Raw genomic sequence first — 24,711 nt, forward strand, 5'->3', positions numbered from 1 at the left:
GGTATAAAAAAGTACCGGCCACAGCGCAGACAAAGCCAAGACATATCGACACGCTAGGTTTAATGTAATCGCCCTGCGCTCCTGGTTAGCGCTGTCCGGAACCCGTCGTGTGTTAAAAGACTGGATGTTCCGGGCTTTGAAGTGTCCTAAAGGCAGTCCCCGTAATAAAAGGAAACCCGCAGCGATGGCGTACTACCGCACCCCTCATGACGTTACCGCGCTGCCCGCCTGGCACGCGCTCGATCAACATCGCCAAGCCATGCAGGATTTCAGCATGCGCGAGGCCTTTAATGCCGACCCCCAGCGTTTTTCCGAATTCACCCTGAGCAGCTGCGGGCTTTTCCTCGATTACTCGAAAAACCTGATCACCCGCGAAACCCGCGACCTGCTGGTGGGCCTGGCCAACGAAGTGGGCCTTAAAGACGCGATCAACTCGCTGTATGCCGGCGAGCCGGTCAACTCCTCCGAAGGCCGTCCCGCGCTGCACACCGCCCTGCGCCGTCCGGTAGGCGACAAGTTGTCGGTCAACGGCGTGAATATCATGCCGGACGTGCACAAGGTGCTGAACCAGATCACTGACCTGGTCGGCCGCATCCACGACGGCCTGTGGCGTGGCTACACCGAGAAGCCGATCACCGACGTGGTGAACATTGGCATCGGTGGTTCGTTCCTCGGCCCGGAACTGGTCTCCGAAGCGCTGCTGTCCTACGCCCATAAAGGCGTGCGCTGCCATTACCTGGCGAACATCGACGGCAGCGAGTTCCACGAACTGACCATGAAGCTGCGCGCCGAGACCACGCTGTTTATCGTCTCGTCGAAATCCTTCAATACCCTGGAAACCCTGAAAAACGCCCAGGCCGCCCGCGCCTGGTACCTGGCCCAGGGTGGCTCGGAAGCCGAGCTGTATCGCCACTTTATCGCCGTGTCGAGCAACAACGCAGCGGCCGTAGCGTTCGGCATCCGCGAAGAGAACATCTTCCCGATGTGGGACTGGGTCGGCGGTCGTTACTCGCTATGGTCCGCGATCGGCTTGCCTATCGCCCTGGCGATCGGCATGTCCAACTTCAAGGAGTTGCTGTCCGGCGCCTACACCATGGACCAGCATTTCCAGAACGCACCGTTCGAAGACAACATGCCGGTGCTGCTGGGCCTGCTGGGGGTGTGGTACGGCAATTTTTGGGGTTCGCAGAGCCATGCGATCCTGCCGTACGACCATTACCTGCGTAACATCACCAAGCATTTGCAGCAGTTGGACATGGAATCCAACGGCAAGAGCGTGCGCCAGGACGGCACGCCGGTCGCTACCGACACTGGCCCGGTCATCTGGGGCGGCGTGGGCTGCAACGGCCAGCATGCCTATCACCAGTTGCTGCACCAGGGGACCCAACTGATCCCCGCCGACTTCATCGTGCCGATCGTGAGCTTCAACCCGGTCTCCGACCACCACCAGTGGCTGTACGCCAACTGCCTGTCCCAGAGCCAGGCGCTGATGCTCGGCAAGACACGCGCCGAAGCCGAAGCGGAACTGCGCGAAAAGGGTATTCCTGAGGCCGACGTGCAGAAACTGGCGCCCCACAAGGTGATCCCGGGCAACCGTCCGAGCAACACTATCGTGGTCGAACGCATCAGCCCACGTCGCCTGGGCGCGCTGGTCGCCATGTATGAGCACAAAGTGTTCGTCCAGAGCGTTATCTGGGGCATCAACGCCTTCGACCAATGGGGTGTCGAACTGGGCAAAGAGCTGGGCAAAGGCGTCTACAACCGCCTGACCGGCGCCGAAGAAACCTCGGCCGAAGATGCTTCGACCCAGGGCCTGATCAACTACTTCCGCGGCCGTCACCGCGGCTGATCAAGGCCTGAACCGATAGCCTCGAAATAACCCCCGGCCTGTCCAGGCCGGGGCTGTTAAACTGCGCGCCCCATTGCCCCCATTCCCCCGCAAGCAAGGCGCGCTCCATGACTTCCTTGAACCAGGCGCTGCGCGCCGCCCTCGACCATCGCCAAGACCTGATCAGTGAACTGCATGCCCAGGGCACCGATTGCTACCGGCTGTTCCACGGCAGCCAGGAAGGCGCCGGCGGCCTGACGATTGATCGCTACGGCCCGCAATTGCTGGTGCAAAGCTTCCACCAATCCCTGCAAAACGCTGATCTGCTGGACCTGCACCAACTGATCGGTCAATACATGGGCCTGGAACTGATGCTGGTGTACAACGACCGCTCCCGTGGCAACTCACGAATTGATCGCGAAGACAGCGTTTACCGGGCCGAACCTGCTGCGCTGGAGGACCTGGTCGGTCACGAATGGGGCCTCAACTACCGTGTGCGTGGGCGGCATGCCGGGCAGGACCCGCTGCTGTTCCTTGACCTGCGCAACACTCGCGGCTGGGTCAAGAACCACAGCGCCGGCAAAAGCGTGCTCAACCTGTTCGCCTACACCTGCGGCGTAGGCTTGAGCGCGGCGGCCGGTGGCGCAAGTGAAGTCTGCAACCTGGACTTTGCCGAGGGCAACCTCGCCGTGGGGCGCGAGAACGGTCTGCTCAACCCGCAGTTGCCGACCATGGCGTTCGTACAGTCCGATTACTTTCCTGCCATTCGCCAATTGGCCGGCCTCCCTATCACTCAGCGCCGTGGCCAGAAACTGCCGAGCTATCCACGCCTGGAACAGCGCCAGTATGACCTTGTGCTCCTCGATCCCCCCGCCTGGGCCAAGAGCGCATTCGGCACCGTCGACCTGTTGCGCGACTACCAAAGCCTGCTCAAGCCTGCACTGTTGGCAACCGCCGATAATGGCGTGCTCATTTGCTGCAACAACCTGGCGAAAGTGAGCATGGATGACTGGCGCGAACAGGTGCTGCGTTGCGCGGAAAAAGCCGGTCGTCCCGTACGCGACTGGCAGATCATGGCACCGGGAGCGGACTTTCCGTCGAAAGACCAGCAACCGCCGCTGAAGACCCTGATCCTGCAATTGTAGGAAGTTTCCCAGGCCTGGCTGTTCTTCGGAACCGAAATCACATGCCATACTCCAAGGCACTCTTGTTCGACATAGATGGCTGTCACCCATGCCCAAAGGATTGATCCGCGCCATAGGCGCATTGTTGACCGCCCTCGCTGTGTATAGCTTGCTGGGCTTTCTGATTCTGCCCGGCATTGCCCTGCGCATTGCCAACCAGCAGTTGGCCAATTACGCAACGGTGCCGGCGCGTATCGAGCGTATCGAGCTCAACCCGTTCAGCCTGGAACTGACGCTGTGGGGCCTGCAGATCGGTGAGCCGGGCAAGGAACAGCTGGGTTTCAAACGTCTCTACGCCAACCTGCAGATCGACAGCCTCTGGACTCGCGCCCTGCACCTGGCCGATGTTCAACTTGAGCAGCCCAAGACCGAATTGCTCTTCGACAAGTCCGGCCAGTTGAACCTGGCGCAGTTATTCAAGTTGCCCCCGAGCGAGCCAACCCCCGCCGATCCCGACGCAAAGCCTTTCCCGCTGCGTATCGACAGCATCAAGCTGGCGGGCGGCTATGTGCACTTTCGGGACCTGCGTCCCAGCGAACCCATCGAATTTCTCTACGACAAACTCGACTTCGAGCTGAAAAACCTCAGCACCTTGCCGGAAGATAACGCCGACATGACCCTGGTGGCCGCTGGCCCCCAGGGCGGGCAGATAGACTGGAAAGGCAACTTCAGCCTGGTACCGATCACCTCCGAAGGCTCGCTGAAAGTCACTGACGGTCAAATGAAAGCCTGGTGGCCTTATGTGCGCGATGCCGTGCCGCTGGTGCTTGAGGACGGTGTGCTCAATTTCAGCACCCACTATAAATTCAGCCTGGCCAAAGAGACCGAGCTGAACCTGACCAACACCACCGCCAGCATTGCGCCCTTTGCGATCAAGGCGCCGGATGGCCGGCCATTGGCACGCCTGGAACGCCTGGACGTCAGCGAGACCACGGTGGACCTGGCCAAGCAACAGGTGGTGATCGGCAAAATCCGCAGCAACAAACTCGAAACCTGGGCCGCCCGCGAGGCCGATGGGCAACTGGACTGGCAGAAACTGTTCGCCAGCCAACCCGACAAACCCGCCAAGCCACCGGAGCCGGCCTCTGCGCCCGCGACTGCCGACTCGCCTGAAGCGCCACCGGCGACGCCGAACAAACCCTGGCAAGTGCTGCTCAAGGACGTGCAACTGCGCAACTATCAGGTGCACCTGGCTGACCGCCAGGCCAAGCCTGCGGTAGCGCTGGAGCTGGGCCCGTTGAACATCGACGTGCAGAACTTCGACAGCCTCAACCAGAGCCCTTTTACCTTGAAGGTCGATAGCGGTCTGGGCAAGCAAGGCAAGATCCAGGCAACCGGCGAGGTCAACCTGAATCCGGTCAGCGCCAGGCTGAAAGTGAACACCCAGGACATCGACCTGCGCGTTGCCCAGTCCTATATCAGCCCGTTCATCCGCCTGGAACTGCGCAGCGGCATGCTCGGCAGCAACCTGGATGTCAACCTGAAGAGCACCGAGCCGCTGGCCCTGCAAGTCACCGGCCGCGCGCAAGTGGATCAGTTGCACACCCTCGACACCCTGAAGTCCCGTGACTTCCTCAAATGGCAGCGCCTGGTGCTGGAGGGCGTCAACTACCAGCACGGCGACAGCCTGTCGATCGACAAGGTCAACCTGCTGCAACCCTATGCGCGCTTCATGATCAACGATGACCGCACCACCAATATCGACGACCTGCTGGTTGCGCAGCCCGCCGACAGCGGGAGCAAATCGACAGCCAAGCCGGCAGCGAGCAAAGACAAGCCGCTGGGTATCCATATCGGGCAGATCGCGATCAACGATGGCTCGGCCAATTTCGCCGACTTCAGCCTCACGCCCAACTTCGCCACCGCGATTCAACAACTCAACGGCCAGATCGGTACCATCGACAGTCGCCAGACCAAGCCGGCCAGCGTCGACATCAAGGGCAAGGTGGACCGCTATGCGCCCGTGACCATCAAGGGCAGCGTGAACCCGTTTGACCCGATGGCGGCGCTGGACATCGCAACCAGCTTCAAACGTGTCGAGTTGACCACCCTGACGCCGTACTCGGGCAAATTCGCGGGCTTTCGAATTCGCAAAGGTCGCTTGAACCTGGATTTGCACTACATGATCACCAAAGGCCAGTTGAAGGCTGAAAACAAGGTGGTGGTCGAGCAACTGCAACTGGGCGAGAAAGTCGACAGCGCCGATGCGGTGGACTTGCCGATTCGCCTGGCGGTTGCCTTGCTCAAGGACAGCGATGGCAGGATCTCCATCGAGCTGCCAGTAAGCGGTGACCTGAACAACCCGCAATTCAGCGTCATGCCGATCGTGTGGCAGACCCTGCGCAACCTCGTGGTCCGCGCAGCAACGGCGCCCTTCAAGTTCATTGGCGGGCTGGTCACCGGCGGCGGTTCGCAAGACTTGGGTAGTGTGTCGTTTGCGGCGGGCTCCAGTGAACTGGATAAAGGCGCTGAAGGGGCACTCAACACGCTGGCCAAGGCACTCAAGGAACGCCCTGCCCTGCGCCTGGAAATCGAAGGCACCGCAGCAGCCAGCAGCGACGGGCCGTTCCTGGCCGCGCAACGACTGGAGCGTGAGTACCAATACAACTATTACAAAATCCTGCAGCGTCGCGGCGATAAAGTCCCGGCCCAGGCGTCATTGCTGGTCGTGCCCCAGAAGGAAAAGGCGCCTTTGCTGGAAGGCATCTACCGCACCCGCCTGAAACAACAACCACCGGCCGAATGGAAAAACCTGAGCGACGATGAGCGCGCGGCCAGGCTCAAGGACGGCGTGATCAAGTTCTGGAGCGGCAGTGACGTACTGCTGCGCCAGCTCGGCCAGGACCGGGCCAGCACCATCAAGGATTACCTGGTGGACAAGGCTCAACTGGAGGACGACCGCGTGTACTTCATTGATGCGCAGCTGGGGCAGGCGGAGAAAGATGGTCGGGTGATCACACCGATGCATCTGGATGCCGAATAACCCAATGTGGGAGGGGGCTTGCCCCCGATGGCGGTAGTTCAGTCGGTTATAGGTCGACTGTTACACAGCTATCGGGGGCAAGCCCCCTCCCACATTTTTTATTCCTCGCCTGACAGCAAGGTGGTGCGCAGAAATAAAACAGGCATCGACTTATTGATGCGCAGCTGAGGCACGCGGATAAAGATGGTCGGGTGATTACACCAATGCATCTGGATGCCGAGTAACCCAATGTGGGAGGGGGCTTGTCCCCGATGGCGGTAGGTCAGTCGGTTATAGGTCGACTGTTACACAGCTATCGGGGGCAAGCCCCCTCCCACATTTTTTATTCCTCGCCTGACAGCAAGATGGTGCGCAGAAATAAAACAGGCATCGACTTATTGATGCGCAGCTGAGGCACGCGGATAAAGATGGTCGGGTGATCACACCAATGCATCTGGATGCCGAATAACCCAATGTGGGAGGGGGCTTGCCCCCGATGGCGGTAGGTCAGTCGGTTATAGGTCGACTGTTACACAGCTATCGGGGGCAAGCCCCCTCCCACATTTTTTATTCCTCGCCTGACAGCAAGGTGGTGCGCAGAAATAAAACAGGCATCGACTTATTGATGCGCAGCTGAGGCACGCGGATAAAGATGGTCGGGTGATCACACCAATGCATCTGGATGCCGAATAACCCAATGTGGGAGGGGGCTTGCCCCCGATGGCGGTAGGTCAGTCGGTTATAGGTCGACTGTTACACAGCTATCGGGGGCAAGCCCCCTCCCACATTTTTTATTCCTCGCCTGACAGCAAGGTGGTGCGCAGAAATAAAACAGGCATCGACTTATTGATGCGCAGCTGAGGCACGCGGATAAAGATGGTCGGGTGATCACACCAATGCATCTGGATGCCGAGTAACCCAATGTGGGAGGGGGCTTGCCCCCGATGGCGGTAGGTCAGTCGGTTATAGGTCGACTGTTACACAGCTATCGGGGGCAAGCCCCCTCCCACATTTTTATTCCTTGCCGGGCAGGCAAATTATCGAGCCCAATAAAACAGGCCCCGACACAAGTGCCGGGGCCTGTAATGACCACATCCGTGTGGTCGGTCGCATGAACTCCAGAGGTGCCTTGGGTGGAAATCTAACTCACCCTAAGCCGCCGCCATTCAGTTCAAACGAAACCTGCAGCGTTACTCTGCTTTCAGGCCATCGGCCGATACAGCTTTAACGCCTTTGATTTTCTTGGCGATCGCTACAGCCGTTTCTTTCTGCGCAGCAGTCACAGCCGTTGGGGACGACAGGGACACGACGCCTTTGTTGGTTTCAACTTTGATGTCGGTACCAGGAATACCTTTCTCGGTCACCAGATCAGCTTTTACTTTGGTGGTGATCCAGGTATCGCTGGTCGCCTCGCCAGCGTTGTGGGCAGCACCTTTGGTCTTGTCGATGCCGTCAGCCTTGGTAGCGCCGCCAGCCAGCAGGCCGTCAGCAGAAACAGCATTCACACCTTTGATTTTCTTGGTGATGGCTACGGCGGTCGCTTTCTGCGAATCCGAGATAGCTACATCGGAGGACAGGGAAACCACACCTTTGTTGGTTTCAACCTTGATGTCCGAACCTGGAATGCCTTTTTCAGTCAGCAGGTCAGCTTTGACTTTGGTGGTGATCCAAGTATCCGAAACGCTTTCCTTAGCCTGGGTGGCTTCGCCGGCCGCCAAAGTCATAGGGGCCTGGGAAGTCTGAGCAAAGGCTACGTTAGCACCCATGGCCAGAGTCAGAGCGGTAGCAGTAGCGAGAGCGAACTTCTTCATACGAGTAACTCCTGTTTTATTAAAAGACCGCAGCACGTAAATCTTGGTGCTGCAGCGCTAACAGGGATAGTGCAGGCAGTGTGCCAAGTCACCGAATCTTAAAAAAACCATATAAAACAATAAGTTATAAAATCAAGAGATTTTCGGAATCGTGCAACTTGCATGAAGACCGTCGTGCCTGCATGCAAGTTGCGGCTTTTGGGCGGCGCTAAACGGCTGATTCTGCTTCATTTTCTCGCGCCCATAAAAAAAGGACTCCGAGGAGTCCTTTTTTTCAGCGTGAAGCCAGCGCGTGATTAAACGCCCGAAGCCTTGGCTGCTGCTACGTCCTTGATGGACAGTTTGATACGGCCGCGGTTGTCCACGTCCAGTACCAGCACTTCCACTTCCTGGCCTTCTTTCAGAATGTCAGTCACTTTCTCAACGCGAGCGTCGCTCAGCATGGAGATGTGAACCAGGCCGTCCTTGCCCGGCAGGATGTTGACGAATGCGCCGAAGTCGACGATGCGCTCAACCTTACCCACGTAGATCTTGCCGATCTCGGCTTCAGCGGTGATACCCAGGACGCGCTGGCGTGCCGCTTCAGCCGCTTCCTTGGTTTCGCCGAAGATCTTGATCGAACCGTCGTCTTCGATATCGATCGACGCCTTGGTTTCTTCACAGATCGCACGGATGGTCGCGCCGCCTTTACCGATGACATCACGGATTTTGTCGGTGTCGATTTTCATCGCGATCATGGTCGGAGCATTTTCCGACAGCTCTGTACGCGACTGACCAATGATCTGGTTCATCTGGCCGAGGATATTCAGGCGCGCTTCCAGGGCTTGGCCCAGGGCGATTTCCATGATCTCCTCGGTGATGCCCTTGATCTTGATGTCCATCTGCAGCGCGGTTACGCCTTTGGCGGTACCGGCTACCTTGAAGTCCATGTCGCCCAGGTGGTCTTCGTCACCCAGGATGTCGGTCAGGATGGCGAATTTCTCGCCTTCTTTAACCAGGCCCATGGCGATACCAGCAACCGGTGCCTTCATCGGCACACCCGCGTCCATCAGTGCCAGGGAAGCACCGCAAACGGAAGCCATGGAGCTGGAACCGTTGGATTCGGTGATTTCCGACACAACACGGATGGTGTACGGGAAGACGTCGGCAGCCGGCAGCATCGCGGCGATCGAACGACGGGCCAGACGGCCGTGACCGATTTCACGACGGCCAGCACCACCCATGCGACCACACTCGCCCACCGAGAACGGAGGGAAGTTGTAGTGCAGCATGAAGGGGTCTTTTTTCTCGCCTTCCAGGGTGTCCAGCAGCTGCGCGTCACGGGCGGTGCCCAGAGTTGCGACGACCAGGGCCTGGGTTTCACCACGGGTGAACAGCGCCGAACCGTGAGTCTTCGGCAGAACACCGACTTCGATATTCAGCGGACGTACGGTGCGTGTGTCGCGGCCGTCGATCCGTGGCTTGCCGTTAACGATGTTTTCGCGAACGGTGCGGTATTCGATTTCACCGAAAGCCGCTTTGACTTCGCTGGAAGAAGGCTGGCCTTCTTCGCCGGACAGCTTGGCGACAACCTGGTCCTTCAGCTCGCCCAGGCGCGCGTAACGGTCGGCCTTGACGGTGATGGCATAGGCCTGGGAGATCGCATCGCCGAACTCGGCACGGATAGCACCCAGCAGTGCGGTGGCTTCTGGCTGAGGAGCCCAGGCCCAGGTTGGCTTGGCAGCTTCAGCGGCCAGTTCCTTGACGGCGTTGATCACCACCTGGAACTCGTCGTGAGCAAACAGTACCGCGCCCAGCATCTGGTCTTCGGTCAGCTCTTTGGCTTCCGATTCAACCATCAACACGGCTTCCGAGGTACCGGCAACGACCATGTCCAGGCTCGAGGCTTTCTGTTGCTCGTAAGTCGGGTTCAGCAGGTAGCCGGTGCTTTCATGGAAGGCAACGCGGGCGGCGCCGATCGGGCCATCGAAAGGAATGCCGGAGATGGCCAGGGCAGCCGAGGTACCGATCATCGCAGCGATGTCCGGATCGGTCTTTTTGCTGGTGGAAACGACGGTGCAGACAACCTGCACTTCGTTCATGAAGCCTTCTGGGAACAGCGGACGGATCGGACGGTCGATCAGTCGGGAAGTCAGGGTTTCTTTCTCGGAAGGACGGCCTTCGCGCTTGAAGAAACCGCCAGGGATCTTACCGGCAGCGTAAGTCTTTTCCTGGTAGTGAACGGACAGAGGGAAAAAGCCTTTGCTCGGGTCAGCGGTCTTGGCGCCAACCACGGTCACCAGTACGGTAACGTCGTCGTCAACGGTAACCAGCACTGCGCCGGAGGCTTGACGGGCGATACGGCCTGTCTCGAGGGTAACGGTCGACTGACCGAACTGGAATTTTTTGATAACCGGGTTCACGGTGTCCTACCTTCTTTGTGGCTCTTGGGGAACTTGTTTTCTTGCGAAATTCTTGGGCAATCTCGGGAATCGGCCCGACGCTCGTCCAGGGTAAAACGGTGTATCCAGATAAAACTTGAGGCTGGGAGCCTGCCATGGGCCAGCGGGAATCCCACTGACACACGGCAGACAACCAACCTCTAGCGCAATCGCTGATTAGCGACGCAGACCCAGGCGACCGATCAGAGCCTGATAACGACCCAGATCCTTGCCTTTCAGGTAGTCCAGCAGCTTACGGCGCTGGTTTACCATGCGGATCAGACCACGACGGGAGTGGTGATCTTTACCGTTGGCCTTGAAGTGACCTTGCAGTTTGTTGATGTTGTGGGTCAGCAGTGCAACTTGCACTTCTGGCGAACCAGTGTCACCAACAGCTTGCTGATAGTCAGCTACGATTTGTGCTTTTTCTTGAACGTCGAGAGCCATGAGGCAATCCTTTTTTCAGGAAACCACCCAAAGGGCAGTTTCAACAGGCCAGGGACAAATCCCTGTATCTAAAAATGAGTGTTGACCATGCCTGTTAACAGCCACACTCGTTCGGTCATTCTGACCGAATCAGTCGACGCGGCGCGATCCGCCCGTCTTCGCTCACTTCACCGATACCGATAAAGCGACCGTTATGATCCTGTACTCGCACCATGCCGAACTTCGGGGCATCCGGGGCGCGTACCGGCTGGCCGTTGAGCCAGTAGAACGCGCTGTGCTCCGAGAAGTGCAGCAATGGCCAATCGAGCAAACCGCTGTCCGATGGCATCAGGAAGCGATCAACCGCTTCGTTGCCGCCTTCGGCATGCACCGCTTCGAGCTCTTCCAGCGTGACCGTCTGGGCCAGGGTGAAAGGGCCGGCCTGTGTACGTCGCAGTTCGGCAACATATGCGCCACAACCCAATTGCTCACCAATATCTTCCACCAGGGTACGGATATAGGTGCCTTTGCTGCAGTCCACCGCCAATCGGGCAGTGTCGCCTTCACAGGCGAGCAATTCCAGCCGGGCAATAGTAACAGAACGCGGTTCGCGCTCCACCACTTCACCGGCACGCGCCAGCTTGTAAAGAGGTTGCCCATCACGCTTGAGCGCCGAGTACATCGGCGGTATCTGGCTGATTTGTCCACGGAAAGCGGGTAAGGCAGCTTCAATATCGGCACGACCAACGGTCACATCGCGAACCTGCAGCACATCGCCTTCGGCGTCGGCCGTGGTGGTGGTCTTGCCCAACTGCATCAGGGTTTCGTAACCCTTGTCGGAATCAAGCAGGTATTGCGAGAACTTGGTCGCCTCGCCAAAGCACAACGGCAGCACGCCGGTGGCCAGGGGATCGAGGCTGCCGGTGTGCCCGGCCTTCTCGGCATTGAGCAGCCAGCGGACCTTCTGCAACGCGGCATTGGAGGTAAAGCCAATGGGTTTGTCGAGCAGAATGATGCCACTGACGTTACGGCGGATACGTTTGACCTGAGCCACCGCTTACTCCTTGGCGTCTTCAGGTGTGGACGGATGCTGGCTGTCTTCAGCCACGGCGCGCTCGATCAGTGCCGACAGGTGCGCGCCACGCACAACGCTTTCATCGTAATGGAAGTGCAACTGCGGAACGCTGCGCAACTTCATTTCACGGGCCAGCTGCATGCGCAGGAAACCTGCGGCAGCGTTGAGCACCTTGATGCTTTGCGCGATCTCTTCGCTGCTGTCCTGGCCCATCACGGTGATGAAGATCTTGGCGTGACCCACGTCACGGCTCACTTCAACGGCGGTGATAGTGACCAGGCCAACGCGCGGGTCTTTGACTTCGCGACGGATCAGTTGGGCCAGCTCGCGCTGCATCTGATCGCCGATACGCTGGGTACGGCTGTATTCTTTTGCCATGTCTTGTTACCTGTTACTGCCACACGGTGAAACCCGCGGGTTTGAAAGCGGCAAACGCCCGGCCTGACAAAAGCCAGACCGGGCGTTGCGTTTAGAGTCCGTACGCTGCGCGGGGCATCTGCATGCCCACACGCGGCGTGGCTCCGGAAGTGCGCGAGTTAGAGGCTGCGAGCAACCTGAACCTTCTCGTAGACTTCGATCTTGTCGCCAGGCTTGACGTCGTTGTAGCTCTTGACGCCGATACCGCATTCCATGCCGGCACGTACTTCGGAAGCATCGTCCTTGAAGCGGCGCAGGGATTCCAGCTCGCCTTCGAAGATAACGATGTCTTCACGCAGTACACGGATTGGACGGTTACGGTACACAGTACCTTCGATAACCATGCAACCGGCGATCGCGCCGAATTTCGGCGAGCGGAACACGTCACGCACCTCGGCGATACCCAGGATGTTCTCCCGGACGTCGCTGCCAAGCATGCCGGTAAGGGCCTTCTTGACGTCTTCGATGATGTCGTAGATGACGTTGTAGTAACGCATGTCCAGGCCTTCCTGCTCGACGATCTTGCGAGCGCCGGCATCGGCACGCACGTTGAAGCCGAACAGTACAGCGTTGGAAGCCAGTGCCAGGTTGGCGTCGGATTCGGTGATACCACCGACACCGCCACCGACAACGCGCACTTGCACTTCGTCGTTACCCAGGCCGTTCAAGGCGCCGTTCAACGCTTCGAGGGAACCACGTACGTCAGATTTGAGGACGATGTTGAGCGTCTTCTTCTCTGCCTGGCCCATGTTCTCGAAGATGTTTTCCAGCTTGCCGGCGTGAGCACGCGCCAGTTTGACTTCGCGGAACTTGCCTTGACGGAACAGAGCCACTTCACGGGCTTTCTTCTCGTCGGCAACCACGCTCATCTCGTCGCCAGCGTCCGGGGTACCGTCCAGGCCGAGGATCTCGACAGGGATGGAAGGACCGGCTTCCTTGATTGGCTTGCCGTTCTCGTCGAGCATGGCACGCACGCGGCCATAGTTCGAACCGACCAGCACCATGTCGCCCTGGCGCAGGGTACCGTCTTGAACCAGTACGGTAGCAACCGGGCCGCGACCCTTGTCCAGACGCGATTCAACCACAACACCGCGACCTGGGGCCGATGGGGTTGCCTTGAGTTCGAGTACTTCAGCTTGCAGCAGGACCGCTTCGAGCAGTTCGTCCACACCGGTACCGACTTTGGCCGAGACCGAAACGAACGGCGTATCACCGCCCCACTCTTCAGACGTCACGCCGTGAACCGACAGCTCGCTACGGATGCGATCGAGATCGGCGCCCGGCTTATCGATCTTGTTCACTGCAACCACCAGTGGAACACCGGCGGCCTTGGCGTGCTGGACAGCTTCAATGGTCTGTGGCATCACGCCGTCGTCCGCTGCAACCACCAGGATCACGATGTCGGTCGCCTTGGCACCACGGGCACGCATCGCGGTAAACGCGGCGTGACCCGGGGTGTCGAGGAAGGTGACCATGCCGCGCTCGGTTTCAACGTGGTACGCACCGATGTGCTGGGTGATACCACCGGCTTCGCCAGCAGCTACCTTGGCACGACGGATGTAGTCGAGCAGCGACGTCTTACCATGGTCAACGTGGCCCATTACGGTCACAACTGGCGCACGGGAGAACGTCTCACCTTCAAACTTCAGGGACTCGGCCAGGGAATCTTCCAGAGCGGTATCGCTGACCAGGGTCACTTTGTGGCCCAGTTCTTCGGCTACCAGCTGAGCAGTTTCCTGATCCAGCACCTGGTTGATGGTCGCGGGGGTACCCAGTTTGAACATGAACTTGATGATTTCAGCCGCCTTGACCGACATCTGGTTGGCGAGATCGCCAACCGTGATGGTCTCGCCGATCTGCACATCACGCACGACAGGGCCGGTTGGGCTCTGGAAACCGTGGGCGTTGCGTTTTTTCAGCTTGGCCTTTCCGCGACCACCGCGACGGAAGCTGTCGCTTTCTTCGTCGGTAGTCCGTGGGGCAACGCGTGGCGCAGGCGCTTTCTCTTTGACCGAGGCGCGATGCGGAGCGTTTTTACGCTCGCCATCACCGCCACCACCGCGACGATTGTTATCGTCGGCACGTGGCTTGTCCGGACGACGAGGCTCGTCGCGTTTGCGGTCTGCTGCAGGAGCAGGTGCGGCAGCCACCGGAGCGGCCTCACGCACAGCTTCAACAGGAGCGGCGACCGCTTCAGTGCCGGCAGGTTGCGCGGCAGCAGGCTGGCGACGCGCTTCTTCTTCGGCGCGACGCTTGGCTTCTTCTTCAGCCTTCTGACGAGCAGCATTTTCTACTGCGCGACGTTCATCCAGCTCGCGTTTGCGCTCGGCTTCGATTTCTTCCGGGCTGCGCTGTACGAAGACTTTCTTCTTGCGTACTTCAACGCTGATGCTCTTGCTACCTGCAACACGCAGGGTGCTGGTGGTTTTGCGCTGCAATGTAATCTTGCGCGGTTCTTCCACTTTCGCCTTGTGGCTGCTTTTCAAGTGAGTCAGCAAAGACTGCTTCTCACTGTCGCTCACATGTTCCTCGGCGGCGGTGTGCGGCAGACCTGCCTCACGCATCTGCTGCAACAGGCGCTCTACCGGTGTTTTGACCTCATCGGCCAGTTGTTTCACCGTGACTTGCGTCATGCACTTCTCTCCTCAGGCCGCGCCTAATTACTCGAACCAATGGGCTCGGGCGGCCATGATCAACTTGCCGGCACGATCTTCGTCAATGCCGTCGATGTCGAGCAGATCGTCAATAGACTGCTCGGCCAGGTCTTCGCGGGTAATTACGCCGCGCACCGCCAGTTCCATCGCCAAATCCTTGTCCATACCCTCAAGCGAGAGCAGGTCTTCGGCCGGATGGGCGTCTGCCAGCTTTTCCTCAGTAGCGATGGCTTTAGTCAACAAACGATCCTTGGCCCGAGCGCGAAGCTCGTTGACGGTGTCTTCGTCAAAGCCGTCGATGTTGAGCATTTCTTCCAACGGTACGTAGGCAATCTCTTCCAGGCTGGTGAAGCCTTCATCTACCAGCACCTGCGCCAGATCTTCATCGACTTCCAGCTCTTCGATAAAGTTGCGCAGGATGTCACCGGTTTCAGCTTGCTGCTTAGCCTGGATGTCCGATTCGGTCATCACGTTCAGGGTCCAACCGGTCAGTTGGCTGGCCAGACGCACGTTCTGACCACCACGACCAATGGCCTGAGCCAGATTGTCTGCGCCAACGGCGATGTCCATTGCATGGGCATCTTCGTCGACGATAATTGCCGCCACTTCAGCTGGCGACATGGCGTTGATCACGAACTGCGCCGGGTTATCGTCCCACAGGACGATGTCCACACGCTCACCGCCCAATTCGCCCGACACTGCCTGGACGCGCGAACCGCGCATACCAATGCAAGCGCCCTGCGGGTCGATGCGTTTGTCCTTGGAGCGGACCGCGATCTTGGCGCGCGAACCCGGGTCGCGGGACGCTGCCATGACTTCGATCAGGCCTTCGGCGATTTCCGGCACTTCGATACGGAACAGCTCAATCAGCATTTCCGGCGCGGTACGCGACAGGATCAACTGAGGGCCGCGGTTCTCGGTGCGGATTTCCTTGAGCAGCGCACGCAAGCGCACGCCGACACGGAAGGTTTCGCGAGAGATGATGTCTTCACGGGCCAGCAACGCTTCGGCGTTGTTGCCCAGGTCGACGATCACGTTGTCGCGGGTGACTTTTTTCACGGTACCGGAGATGATTTCACCCAGGCGTTCGCGATAGGCGTCAACGACTTGAGCACGCTCGGCTTCGCGAACCTTCTGCACGATGACCTGCTTGGCGGTCTGTGCAGCGATACGGCCGAACTCGATCGATTCGATCTTCTCTTCGACGACATCACCGACGTTGGCGCCAGGGTGCGTTTGCGCAACCTTGCTCGGCCAGGTTTCAATCGCCGGATCATCAAGATCGGCTTCTTCGACGACCGTCCAGCGACGGAAAGTCTCATAGGCACCGGTGTGGCGGTTGATTTCCACACGCAGATCAACTTCATCTTCAAAACGCTTTTTGGTAGCAGTGGCCAGGGCCAGCTCCAGCGCTTCAAAAATCACGTTTGCCGGTACGCCCTTTTCATTGGATACCGACTCAACAACCAGCAGTACTTCTTTGCTCATCGTACGCCTCGCCTTTCGCAAGCCATTGGATCCGCGGGATCCGCGTCTCAGTCAAAACTGGGAATAATGTTGGCCTTGTCGATCATATCGATCGGCAACAGGAACTCATGGTCTTCTACCTGCACCACGACATCCTGCTCTTCTACACCGCGCAGAAGGCCCTGAAAGTTGCGTCGCCCTTCGAATGGGGAGCGCAGCTTGATCTTCACTTGTTCACCGGCAAATTTTGCAAACTGATCAATAGTGAACAGTGGGCGTTCCATGCCTGGCGAGGAAACTTCAAGGGTGTATTCAACGGAAATCGGATCTTCTACATCCAGGACACCGCTGATCTGACGGCTGACAATTGCACAATCGTCCACCAGCACGCCGCCCTCTTTATCGATATAAACGCGCAACATTGAGTGGCGACCTTGAGCCGAAAACTCAATACCCCAGCATTCATAGCCTAGGGCCACGACCACCGGGGCCAGCAAGGCCTGCAACTCTTCTAGCTTGCTCGACACCTGAACCCCCTCGTGCATGTATGTGCATGCTGTGCAAAATAAAAAAATGGGCGAAACGCCCATCCTTGAAACGCCGTCGAACAGCGGCGTTGAAAGTGTCCAGCTAACAAAAAGCCCCTTAAAAGGGGCTCCGCTAAAACTGGTTGCGGGGGCCGGATTTGAACCGACGACCTTCGGGTTATGAGCCCGACGAGCTACCAGACTGCTCCACCCCGCGACAAAGCTGGGGCGGAAGTATACGACCGATCCCTTGCAGGGTCAATGTAACCTTCCACCTACAAGAAAGCCCGCAACAGCGGGCTCTCCTGATAATTGGTACCGAGAAGGGGACTCGAACCCCTACACCCTATGGGCACAACCACCTCAAGGTTGCGTGTCTACCAATTCCACCACCTCGGCAATACAGCGTTTACAACCTTCTTACTTCTGCTCTTGAGCTGGAGGCACGTCAGTCGCTGGAGTAGCCGACTTTTGCTCTTGAAGCACCGGGACATCATCAGAAGCCGGTTTTGCTTTTGGTACTTCCAACACTGCCGGGTTTGGCAAACCTACTTGAGTCAGCACATGAGCCTTCTCTTTAGCAAAGTAACCTAACCCCAAGCTGGTTATGAAGAAACCGGCGGCAAGTATAGCAGTAAACTTACTAAGAAAGGTAGAGGAACCTTGGCTTCCGAACACAGTATTTGAAGCACCTGCACCGAAAGACGCACCAGCATCCGCACCTTTGCCCTGTTGCAACAAAACCAGGGCAACTACGCCCAGGGCAGCCAACAGATGAAAAACGACTACGACTGTTTCCAGCATTTTTTCAGTTTCCCGCGGCGCGACAGATCGCACCGAACTCATCTGCATTCAGGGAAGCTCCACCAATGAGCCCCCCATCGATATCCGGCATGCCGAACAGTTCGACCGCATTGGCCGCCTTCACGCTGCCGCCGTATAGAAGCCGCACACCTTGTGCGACTTCAGAATTTTCTGCCGCCAACTGCGCGCGGATGGCGGCGTGCACATCCTGCGCCTGTTGCGGTGTAGCAGTCAGCCCGGTGCCAATGGCCCAGACCGGCTCGTAAGCAATGACCGCTTTTGCAAACGCACCAACACCCAGCTCTTCGATGATGCTGCCCAGCTGACGCGAGACAACTTCAAGCGTCTTGCCCGATTCACGCTGCTCAAGGGTTTCCCCTATGCACAACACCGGGATCAAGCCACAGGCCTGTGCCGCTGCGAACTTGCGGTTGAGCATCTGATCGCTTTCACCTATCAACTGGCGGCGCTCGGAGTGCCCGACAAGCACATAGGCACAACCCGCATCTACCAACTGACTCGGCGCAATCTCACCGGTCAACGCACCTTGCGCTGGCTCCACCGCGCAATTCTGCGCGCCGACCTGAATCGACTGACCTTTCAAGCCATCAACCACTTGGCCGACATGCAGGAAAGGCGGGAAAACCGCAACATCCACATCGCCAGGCAAGGCCAGTTGACGAAGGCCATTGATCAGCTCAGCGACACTGGCGCGGGTACCGTGCATCTTCCAGTTACCAGCTACCATAGTGCGACGCATGCTGTACCCCGTCGGTCAAAGTGGGCGCAGATGTTACCCAACCACACCATCACTGGCAAGCCGAATTCAGGCGCAAACTTCAGTTACCAGTTTTGCCAGGTCTTCGGCATGGCCGCGAACCTGTGTTTCGTCCTCGCCTTCGACCATGACACGCACCAGAGGCTCTGTGCCGGACTTGCGCAATAACACACGCCCGCGCCCAGCCATCGCTTGCGTCACGCGCTCGCAGGCCTCTTTGACAGAGGGATGCTCGATTGGATTTTCGCCACCGGCAAAACGCACATTGAGCAACACCTGCGGACACTTGCGCAGAGCCTGTCGCGCCTGGGCCAGGCTTTCTTGGCGACGGCGCAAAGCCAGCAACACCTGCAGCGCGGCGATAATTGCGTCGCCTGTGGTGGTGTGCTGGAAGCAAACAACATGCCCCGAGTTTTCACCGCCAATCAGCCAGTTGCGCTCCAGCAACTCGGCAATCACATAACGGTCACCGACATTGGCGCGAATGAAGGGAATTCCCAGCTCACCCAACGCCAATTCAAGGCCCAGGTTACTCATCAGCGTACCGACGACGCCACCTTGCAACTTGTTACGTTCATGCAAGTCACGGGCAATGATGAACAACAGATCATCGCCATCCACGATCATGCCGGTGTGATCCACCATCAACACGCGGTCGCCATCGCCGTCAAAGGCGATGCCCAGGTCTGCATGCTCGGCCAGAACCGCCGCCTGCAACTGCTCCATGTGCGTGGAACCGCAGTTGTCGTTGATGTTCAACCCGTTAGGCTGAGCCGACAGCACAGTGACTTGCGCACCAAGTTCCTTGAAGACACTCGGCGCCACCTTGTAGGTCGCACCGTGGGCGCAATCGACGACGATTTTCAGCCCGGCAAAATTGGTGCTGCTCGGAACGCTGCTTTTGCAGAATTCGATGTAGCGCCCAGAAGCATCATTGATACGCGACACCTTGCCCAGTTTGCTGGACTCGACCACGGTCATCGGCGCATCCAGCAGTTCTTCGATCATCAACTCGATCTCGTCCGGCAACTTGGTGCCCTGCCCCGAGAAAAACTTGATGCCATTGTCATCATGCGGATTATGCGAGGCACTGATCACGATACCGGCTTCAGCGTGAAAGGTACGTGTCAGGTAGGCGATCGCCGGCGTCGGCATCGGGCCCAGCAGCATCACGTCGGCGCCTGCGGCGGATAACCCCGCCTCCAGCGCGGATTCAAACATGTAGCCTGAAATACGTGTGTCCTTGCCTACCAGGATGCGGCACGCGCCCATGCTGCGGAACGCCATGCCCGCAGCCCAACCCAGCTTGAGCATGAAATCCGGGGTAATCGGGTATTCGCCGACCCGACCACGAATGCCGTCGGTGCCAAAATATTTCTTAGTCATGAGTGCTCCATCATTCTTATTCGGCTGATTCTACAGCAGCAATCATGCGCACCACGTCCACCGTCTCGGCGACATCATGCACACGCAAAATACGGGCGCCCTTGGTCATCGCAAGCGCTGCCAGCGCAAGGCCGCCGAACAGCCGCTCACCCACCGGGCGATTCAAGGCCTGCCCTATCATGCTCTTGCGCGAAACACCGACCAAAAGGGGTCGACCAAGGGCATGCAGGGCTTCCATATGTTTGAACAGGCTTAAATTATGTTGCAGCGTCTTGGCGAAGCCAAACCCCGGATCGAGAATGATCTTTTCCGCAGCAATGCCCACTGACGCGCATTGAGCGACTCTGTCGGCAAGAAAGCTGCCTACCTCGCCAACCAGGTCGTCGTAGTGCGGATTATCCTGCATATTGCCGGGTTCACCCAGCATATGCATCAGGCACACGGGCAAACCGGTCGCCGCAGCGGCGTCGAGAGCACCGTCACGCCGCAACGAACGCACATCATTGATGAGCCCCGCTCCCAGACGCGCGGTTTCACGCATCACCGCCGGTGTTGACGTGTCCACCGAGATGATCACATCCAGCTCGCGGGCAATGCGCTCGACAATCGGCGCCACCCGCTCCAGCTCCTCCAAAGGAGAAACAACACGAGCACCGGGCCGAGTCGACTCGCCGCCGACATCAATCAACGTCGCGCCCGCCGCCACCATTGCCTGCGCATGACGCAACGCTGCATCCTGCTGGCTGAAGCGGCCACCATCGGAAAACGAGTCTGGGGTGACATTGAGAATACCCATGACATGCGTATGGGCCAAATCAAGAACCCGGTTGCCGCAAGGCAACCGGGTGGAGGACAACGCAAAAGTCATTTCAAACCTTAATGGTCAGCCGCCGGGCCGCCGATCGGAGCTTCAGGACGTTCATTCTGCACCACTGGCGGAGTGCCCGAGGTACCCGAACCACCTTCCCAATCGCGAGGCTCACGAGGCGTACGACCGGCCATGATGTCATCGATCTGATCGGCATCAATGGTCTCGTACTTCATCAGCGCATCAGCCATCGCATCCAGCTTGTCGCGGTTGTCGGTGAGGATCTGCTTGGCCGTGCCGTAGCACTGGTCAATGATGCTGCGCACCTCGGAGTCGATCAGCTTGGCTGTCTCCCCCGAAAAGCTGGCACTTTGACCGCCACCGCCACGCCCCAGGAATACCTCGCCTTCTTCCTCGGCATACATCAAAGGACCGAGTTTTTCCGAAAGACCCCACTTGGTCACCATATTCCGTGCGATCTGGCTGGCACGCATGATGTCGTTGGAAGCGCCGGTGGTGACACCGTCGAAGCCCAGCGTCATTTCTTCCGCAATTCGACCGCCGTACAGCGAACAGATCTGGCTGATCAGTGCGCGTTTGGAGAGGCTGTAACGATCCTCTTCCGGCAGGAACATCGTCACGCCCAGCGCACGACCACGCGGAATGATCGACACCTTGTAGACCGGGTCATGCTCAGGCACAACTCGACCAACGATGGCGTGACCCGCTTCGTGATACGCAGTGTTCTGCTTCTCTTTCTCGGACATGACCATGGATTTGCGCTCAGCGCCCATCATGATCTTGTCCTTGGCCAACTCGAACTCTTTCATTTCAACGATGCGCTTGCCGGTACGGGCAGCGAACAACGAAGCCTCGTTGACCAGGTTGGCCAGGTCGGCACCGGAGAAGCCAGGCGTACCACGGGCGATCACGGCCGGCGCCACGTCGTCGCCCATTGGCACTTTACGCATGTGTACTTTAAGGATCTGTTCACGGCCACGGATGTCCGGCAAGCCCACCACCACCTGGCGGTCGAAACGGCCTGGACGCAGAAGCGCAGGGTCCAGTACGTCCGGACGGTTGGTTGCGGCGATGACGATGATGCCGTCATTCATCTCGAAACCGTCCATCTCCACCAGCAACTGGTTGAGGGTCTGCTCACGCTCGTCATGACCGCCACCCATGCCGGCGCCACGATGGCGACCAACGGCATCGATTTCGTCAATGAAGATGATGCAGGGCGCGTGCTTCTTGGCCTGTTCGAACATATCGCGAACACGGCTGGCACCGACACCGACGAACATCTCGACGAAGTCAGAACCGGAAATGGTGAAGAACGGCACCTTGGCTTCGCCGGCAATCGCCTTGGCCAGCAAGGTTTTACCGGTACCCGGAGGACCGACCATCAGAACGCCGCGAGGAATGCGCCCGCCCAGACGCTGGAACTTGCCCGGATCGCGCAGGAATTCGACCAGCTCGCCGACTTCTTCCTTGGCTTCGTCACAACCGGCAACATCAGCCAGGGTGGTCTTCACCTGATCCTCGGAAAGCAGGCGTGCCTTGCTCTTGCCGAAGCTCATCGGCCCGCCCTTGCCTCCCGCACCACCTTGCATCTGGCGCATGAAGAACATGAACACGGCGATAATCACCAGGATCGGGAAGCTGGCCACCAGGAGCTGGGTCCAGATGCTCTGCTGCTCAGGCTGCTTGCCTTCAACAACAACCTTGTTGTCCACCAGGTCGCCGATCAGACCGTTGTCCTGGATTGCCGGACGAATGGTCTTGAAGCTGTCGCCATCAATACGCTTGCCGGTGATCACGTAGCCATCAACCGCCACGCGCTCGACCTTGCCATCCTTAACTTGCTGGATGAAGTCGGAATAGTTGAGGGTCTGCGGCTCGTTAGGGCTGGAGAAGTTGTTCATCACCGTCACCAGGACAGCCGCGATGATCAACCACAGGATCAGATTCTTTGCCATATCGTTCAATTAACTACCCTCTGAAGCAAGCTCCGCTACTGGCGCGCGCTTCGCATGATATTCACCGGCCTAACTTACTACATTACCTACACCACTGGCAGGCGCCGTCTGTAACCCTTTGTGAAACTTTGACTACACAATAATCGTAAAGCTTCATGACGAAAGCGATATAAAAAAACCTATCGCCCTCCTCGAATCTCTCAAAAACGCTCTTCGCTGGCAGCGCCTTCAACGCCGCGAAAGCCGCGGCAGAGCAGGTATTGCTCGCGAGACCTGTCCCGGGAAGAGTCGGGCTTGCGCGTTTGTACCTTGTCGAACAGCTTGCGGATGTTCTTGTGATACTCGTCAAACCCCTCGCCCTGGAAGACTTTCACCAGGAAATCACCACCAGGACGCAGTACCCGACCCGCCAGGTCCAGCGCCAGTTCACACAGGAACATGGCACGCGGCATATCGACGGCCGGTAATCCACTCATATTGGGGGCCATGTCGGAAATCACAAGGTCTACCTGCGAATTTCCCACCGCCTCAAGAATCTGTGCGAGCACGGCGTCCTGGGTGAAGTCCCCATGAACAAAGGTCACATCCGGGATGCTGTCCATCTCCAGGATGTCGGAAGCGATCAAGCGGCCCTGCCCACCAATCAGACGACTGGTCACCTGGGACCAGCCACCCGGGGCTGCGCCCAGGTCAATGACGCTCATGCCGGGACGGATCAATTTGTCCTTGTCCTGGATCTCCAGCAGCTTGTAGCTGGCCCGGGAACGGTAGCCGTCCTTCTGCGCCTTTTTGACGTAAGGATCGTTGAAATGTTCTTGTAGCCACTTAAGGCTGGTTTTGGAACGGGCCACGGGCCACCTCGAAAAATAAAACGGGTCGTGATTAACTGGGCGGTCCCGGACTCGCTCGGGTAAACTGGCCGCCGCTTTTTACAAGATCAGACGCAGGGGTCAGATTATGCCGCTCACTCAAGAGCAGAAGAAACAGTACAAATCCATTGGCCACCATCTGAAACCAGTTCTGATTGTGGCAGACAACGGTTTGACTGAAGGTGTGTTAGCCGAATTCGAACGCGCACTCAATGATCATGAACTGATCAAGATCAAGGTCAATATCCTTGATCGCGAAGCGCGCCTGGCCGCCGTTGCAGAACTGTGCAAGGCGGGCAAGGCGGACCTGGTCCAGGTCATCGGCAAGATGGCGCTGCTGTATCGCAAGAACTTCAGCGTCAACAAGCAACTGTCGAACGTTCATCGCTTCAAGTGATGAAAAGGGTCAAGGGCGTGCTTCGCGCGCCCCGCCACTCCATCCCGGTGCGGGCTGTATAGCCAGCACCAGGCCGGAGAACCCCAGCACAAGATAGCTGAATAGCTGCCAGCGCAACGCTTGCGGCAGCCAGACATGCACAACGCAATACATTGCACACGCATACAGCGCCATCAATAGCAGTTGGCCGCGAATATCCCGCCACAAACTCCCCAAGCCTTCAGCCTTGACCAGCACCACTGCCTGGAGCGTCACGCACGCCGCCGCAAAAGACACCAGCAACGCACTGAGCAATCCGTCAATTTCATCGATCAGCAGCGGCGCCAGGCCAATCAAACCCAGCGCCGGCAGCACACCGATGTGCAGCAACCACAGGCCGCCCACCCAGAGCATCTGGGAGAGCTGCCAAAGCATGGCGCCCGCACGAAGCGGGCGCCGTCTTTCAGATGTGACGAACTTCGACAATCTCGTACTCGATCACGCCGCCAGGGGTTTTTACAGACACCACATCGCCTTCTTCCTTGGCAATCAAGGCGCGGGCAAGCGGTGAACCGACGGAGATCTTACCGAGTTTGAAGTCAGCCTCGTCTTCGCCCACGATGTGATAAACAACGCGCTCATCCGTCTCGACGTTGGCGATTTCCACAGTGGTGCCGAAAATCACCTTGCCGGTATGCGGGATGGTCGTGACGTCGATGATCACCGCATTCTGCATGCGGCCTTCGATATCACGGATGCGCGCCTCGACCATACCCTGCTGCTCTCGAGCAGCGTGGTATTCGGCGTTTTCCTTCAAGTCACCCAGCTCGCGAGCCGTACCGATGTCCTGGCTCAGCTTTGGACGTACGACCTTGGTCAGGTGGGCGTGCTCCTCTTCCAGGGCGCGAGCGCCCTGAACGGTCATCGGGTATTTGGTTAT

The 24,711-nt window shown here is 58.3% G+C and carries 20 protein-coding genes and 2 tRNA genes; 4 read left to right on the plus strand and 18 right to left on the minus strand.

The annotated features are described in order from the left end of the window. Positions 1-184 precede the first annotated feature (184 nt). The 3 genes from pgi (at position 185) to MRY17_RS21965 (ending at position 5,995) form a co-directional block, all read left to right on the plus strand. Positions 185-1,849, plus strand: a complete 1,665-nt coding sequence (gene pgi / locus MRY17_RS21955; protein ID WP_191953207.1) for a glucose-6-phosphate isomerase — start codon at positions 185-187, stop codon at positions 1,847-1,849. A gap of 107 nt (positions 1,850-1,956) precedes the next feature. Then, a complete protein-coding gene (locus MRY17_RS21960; RefSeq protein ID WP_191953208.1) occupies positions 1,957-2,973 on the plus strand; it encodes a class I SAM-dependent rRNA methyltransferase in 1,017 nt (338 codons plus the stop codon). A gap of 88 nt (positions 2,974-3,061) precedes the next feature. Continuing rightward, complete coding sequence (locus MRY17_RS21965; protein WP_243352848.1) at positions 3,062-5,995, plus strand: DUF748 domain-containing protein; 2,934 nt, start codon at positions 3,062-3,064, stop codon at positions 5,993-5,995. Between the two features lie 1,169 nt (positions 5,996-7,164). On the opposite strand, the gene MRY17_RS21970 is transcribed toward MRY17_RS21965, so the two are convergent. The 16 genes from MRY17_RS21970 to rlmE all read right to left on the minus strand — a co-directional run bounded on the left by MRY17_RS21970 (position 7,165) and on the right by rlmE (position 23,377). Then, the gene (locus MRY17_RS21970) at positions 7,165-7,785 is read right to left on the minus strand and encodes a BON domain-containing protein (RefSeq protein ID WP_243352849.1); all 621 of its coding nucleotides are present in this window, start codon (positions 7,783-7,785) and stop codon (positions 7,165-7,167) included. Positions 7,786-8,081: 296 nt separating this feature from the next. Beyond that, the gene (pnp, locus tag MRY17_RS21975) at positions 8,082-10,187 is read right to left on the minus strand and encodes a polyribonucleotide nucleotidyltransferase (protein ID WP_057725022.1); all 2,106 of its coding nucleotides are present in this window, start codon (positions 10,185-10,187) and stop codon (positions 8,082-8,084) included. A 195-nt stretch (positions 10,188-10,382) separates the two neighbouring features. Further along, positions 10,383-10,652, minus strand: coding sequence for a 30S ribosomal protein S15 (gene rpsO, locus MRY17_RS21980; RefSeq protein ID WP_003176135.1), 270 nt, complete (start codon positions 10,650-10,652; stop codon positions 10,383-10,385). 115 nt (positions 10,653-10,767) lie between these two features. After that, the gene (truB, locus tag MRY17_RS21985; RefSeq protein ID WP_003176136.1) at positions 10,768-11,685 is read right to left on the minus strand and encodes a tRNA pseudouridine(55) synthase TruB; all 918 of its coding nucleotides are present in this window, start codon (positions 11,683-11,685) and stop codon (positions 10,768-10,770) included. Positions 11,686-11,688: 3 nt separating this feature from the next. Next, positions 11,689-12,084 carry a 30S ribosome-binding factor RbfA gene (rbfA, locus tag MRY17_RS21990; protein WP_057725021.1) on the minus strand — a complete coding sequence of 132 codons (396 nt, stop codon included), beginning with the start codon at positions 12,082-12,084 and terminating at the stop codon, positions 11,689-11,691. Positions 12,085-12,242: 158 nt separating this feature from the next. Beyond that, a complete protein-coding gene (gene infB / locus MRY17_RS21995) occupies positions 12,243-14,756 on the minus strand; it encodes a translation initiation factor IF-2 (RefSeq protein WP_057725020.1) in 2,514 nt (837 codons plus the stop codon). A 27-nt stretch (positions 14,757-14,783) separates the two neighbouring features. Further along, positions 14,784-16,265, minus strand: a complete 1,482-nt coding sequence (gene nusA / locus MRY17_RS22000) for a transcription termination factor NusA (RefSeq protein ID WP_057725019.1) — start codon at positions 16,263-16,265, stop codon at positions 14,784-14,786. Positions 16,266-16,312: 47 nt separating this feature from the next. After that, the gene (rimP, locus tag MRY17_RS22005; protein ID WP_003235029.1) at positions 16,313-16,771 is read right to left on the minus strand and encodes a ribosome maturation factor RimP; all 459 of its coding nucleotides are present in this window, start codon (positions 16,769-16,771) and stop codon (positions 16,313-16,315) included. 140 nt (positions 16,772-16,911) lie between these two features. Beyond that, positions 16,912-16,988: transfer RNA gene (locus MRY17_RS22010), tRNA-Met, on the minus strand. Between the two features lie 96 nt (positions 16,989-17,084). Beyond that, positions 17,085-17,170, minus strand: a tRNA-Leu gene (locus tag MRY17_RS22015). Positions 17,171-17,191: 21 nt separating this feature from the next. Beyond that, complete coding sequence (secG, locus tag MRY17_RS22020) at positions 17,192-17,575, minus strand: preprotein translocase subunit SecG (protein WP_010206600.1); 384 nt, start codon at positions 17,573-17,575, stop codon at positions 17,192-17,194. A 4-nt stretch (positions 17,576-17,579) separates the two neighbouring features. Continuing rightward, on the minus strand, positions 17,580-18,335 hold the full coding sequence (gene tpiA / locus MRY17_RS22025; RefSeq protein ID WP_243352850.1) for a triose-phosphate isomerase: 756 nt from the start codon (positions 18,333-18,335) through the stop codon (positions 17,580-17,582). 66 nt (positions 18,336-18,401) lie between these two features. Beyond that, positions 18,402-19,739: a phosphoglucosamine mutase gene (glmM, locus tag MRY17_RS22030; protein ID WP_243352851.1), complete on the minus strand. Its 1,338-nt coding sequence runs from the start codon at positions 19,737-19,739 to the stop codon at positions 18,402-18,404. Between the two features lie 16 nt (positions 19,740-19,755). Further along, positions 19,756-20,607 (minus strand): dihydropteroate synthase, encoded by an 852-nt coding sequence (gene folP / locus MRY17_RS22035; RefSeq protein WP_191953211.1) that lies wholly within the window; start codon positions 20,605-20,607, stop codon positions 19,756-19,758. A gap of 8 nt (positions 20,608-20,615) precedes the next feature. Continuing rightward, positions 20,616-22,526, minus strand: coding sequence for an ATP-dependent zinc metalloprotease FtsH (ftsH, locus tag MRY17_RS22040; protein WP_057725015.1), 1,911 nt, complete (start codon positions 22,524-22,526; stop codon positions 20,616-20,618). 200 nt (positions 22,527-22,726) lie between these two features. After that, entirely contained in the window at positions 22,727-23,377 is a 651-nt protein-coding gene (gene rlmE / locus MRY17_RS22045) for a 23S rRNA (uridine(2552)-2'-O)-methyltransferase RlmE (RefSeq protein WP_032862906.1), read from the minus strand. A 106-nt stretch (positions 23,378-23,483) separates the two neighbouring features. Between rlmE and yhbY the strand changes: the two genes are divergently transcribed. Beyond that, complete coding sequence (yhbY, locus tag MRY17_RS22050) at positions 23,484-23,792, plus strand: ribosome assembly RNA-binding protein YhbY (protein WP_043048386.1); 309 nt, start codon at positions 23,484-23,486, stop codon at positions 23,790-23,792. 9 nt (positions 23,793-23,801) lie between these two features. Here the strand turns inward: yhbY and MRY17_RS22055 are convergent, their stop codons facing one another. Both MRY17_RS22055 and greA read right to left on the minus strand, forming a co-directional pair. After that, positions 23,802-24,206, minus strand: a complete 405-nt coding sequence (locus MRY17_RS22055; RefSeq protein ID WP_181283595.1) for an MFS transporter — start codon at positions 24,204-24,206, stop codon at positions 23,802-23,804. 28 nt (positions 24,207-24,234) lie between these two features. Next, positions 24,235-24,711 (minus strand): transcription elongation factor GreA, encoded by a 477-nt coding sequence (gene greA, locus MRY17_RS22060; protein ID WP_057725061.1) that lies wholly within the window; start codon positions 24,709-24,711, stop codon positions 24,235-24,237.

The organism is Pseudomonas orientalis, from assembly GCF_022807995.1.
Classification (GTDB): domain Bacteria; phylum Pseudomonadota; class Gammaproteobacteria; order Pseudomonadales; family Pseudomonadaceae; genus Aquipseudomonas; species Aquipseudomonas orientalis_B.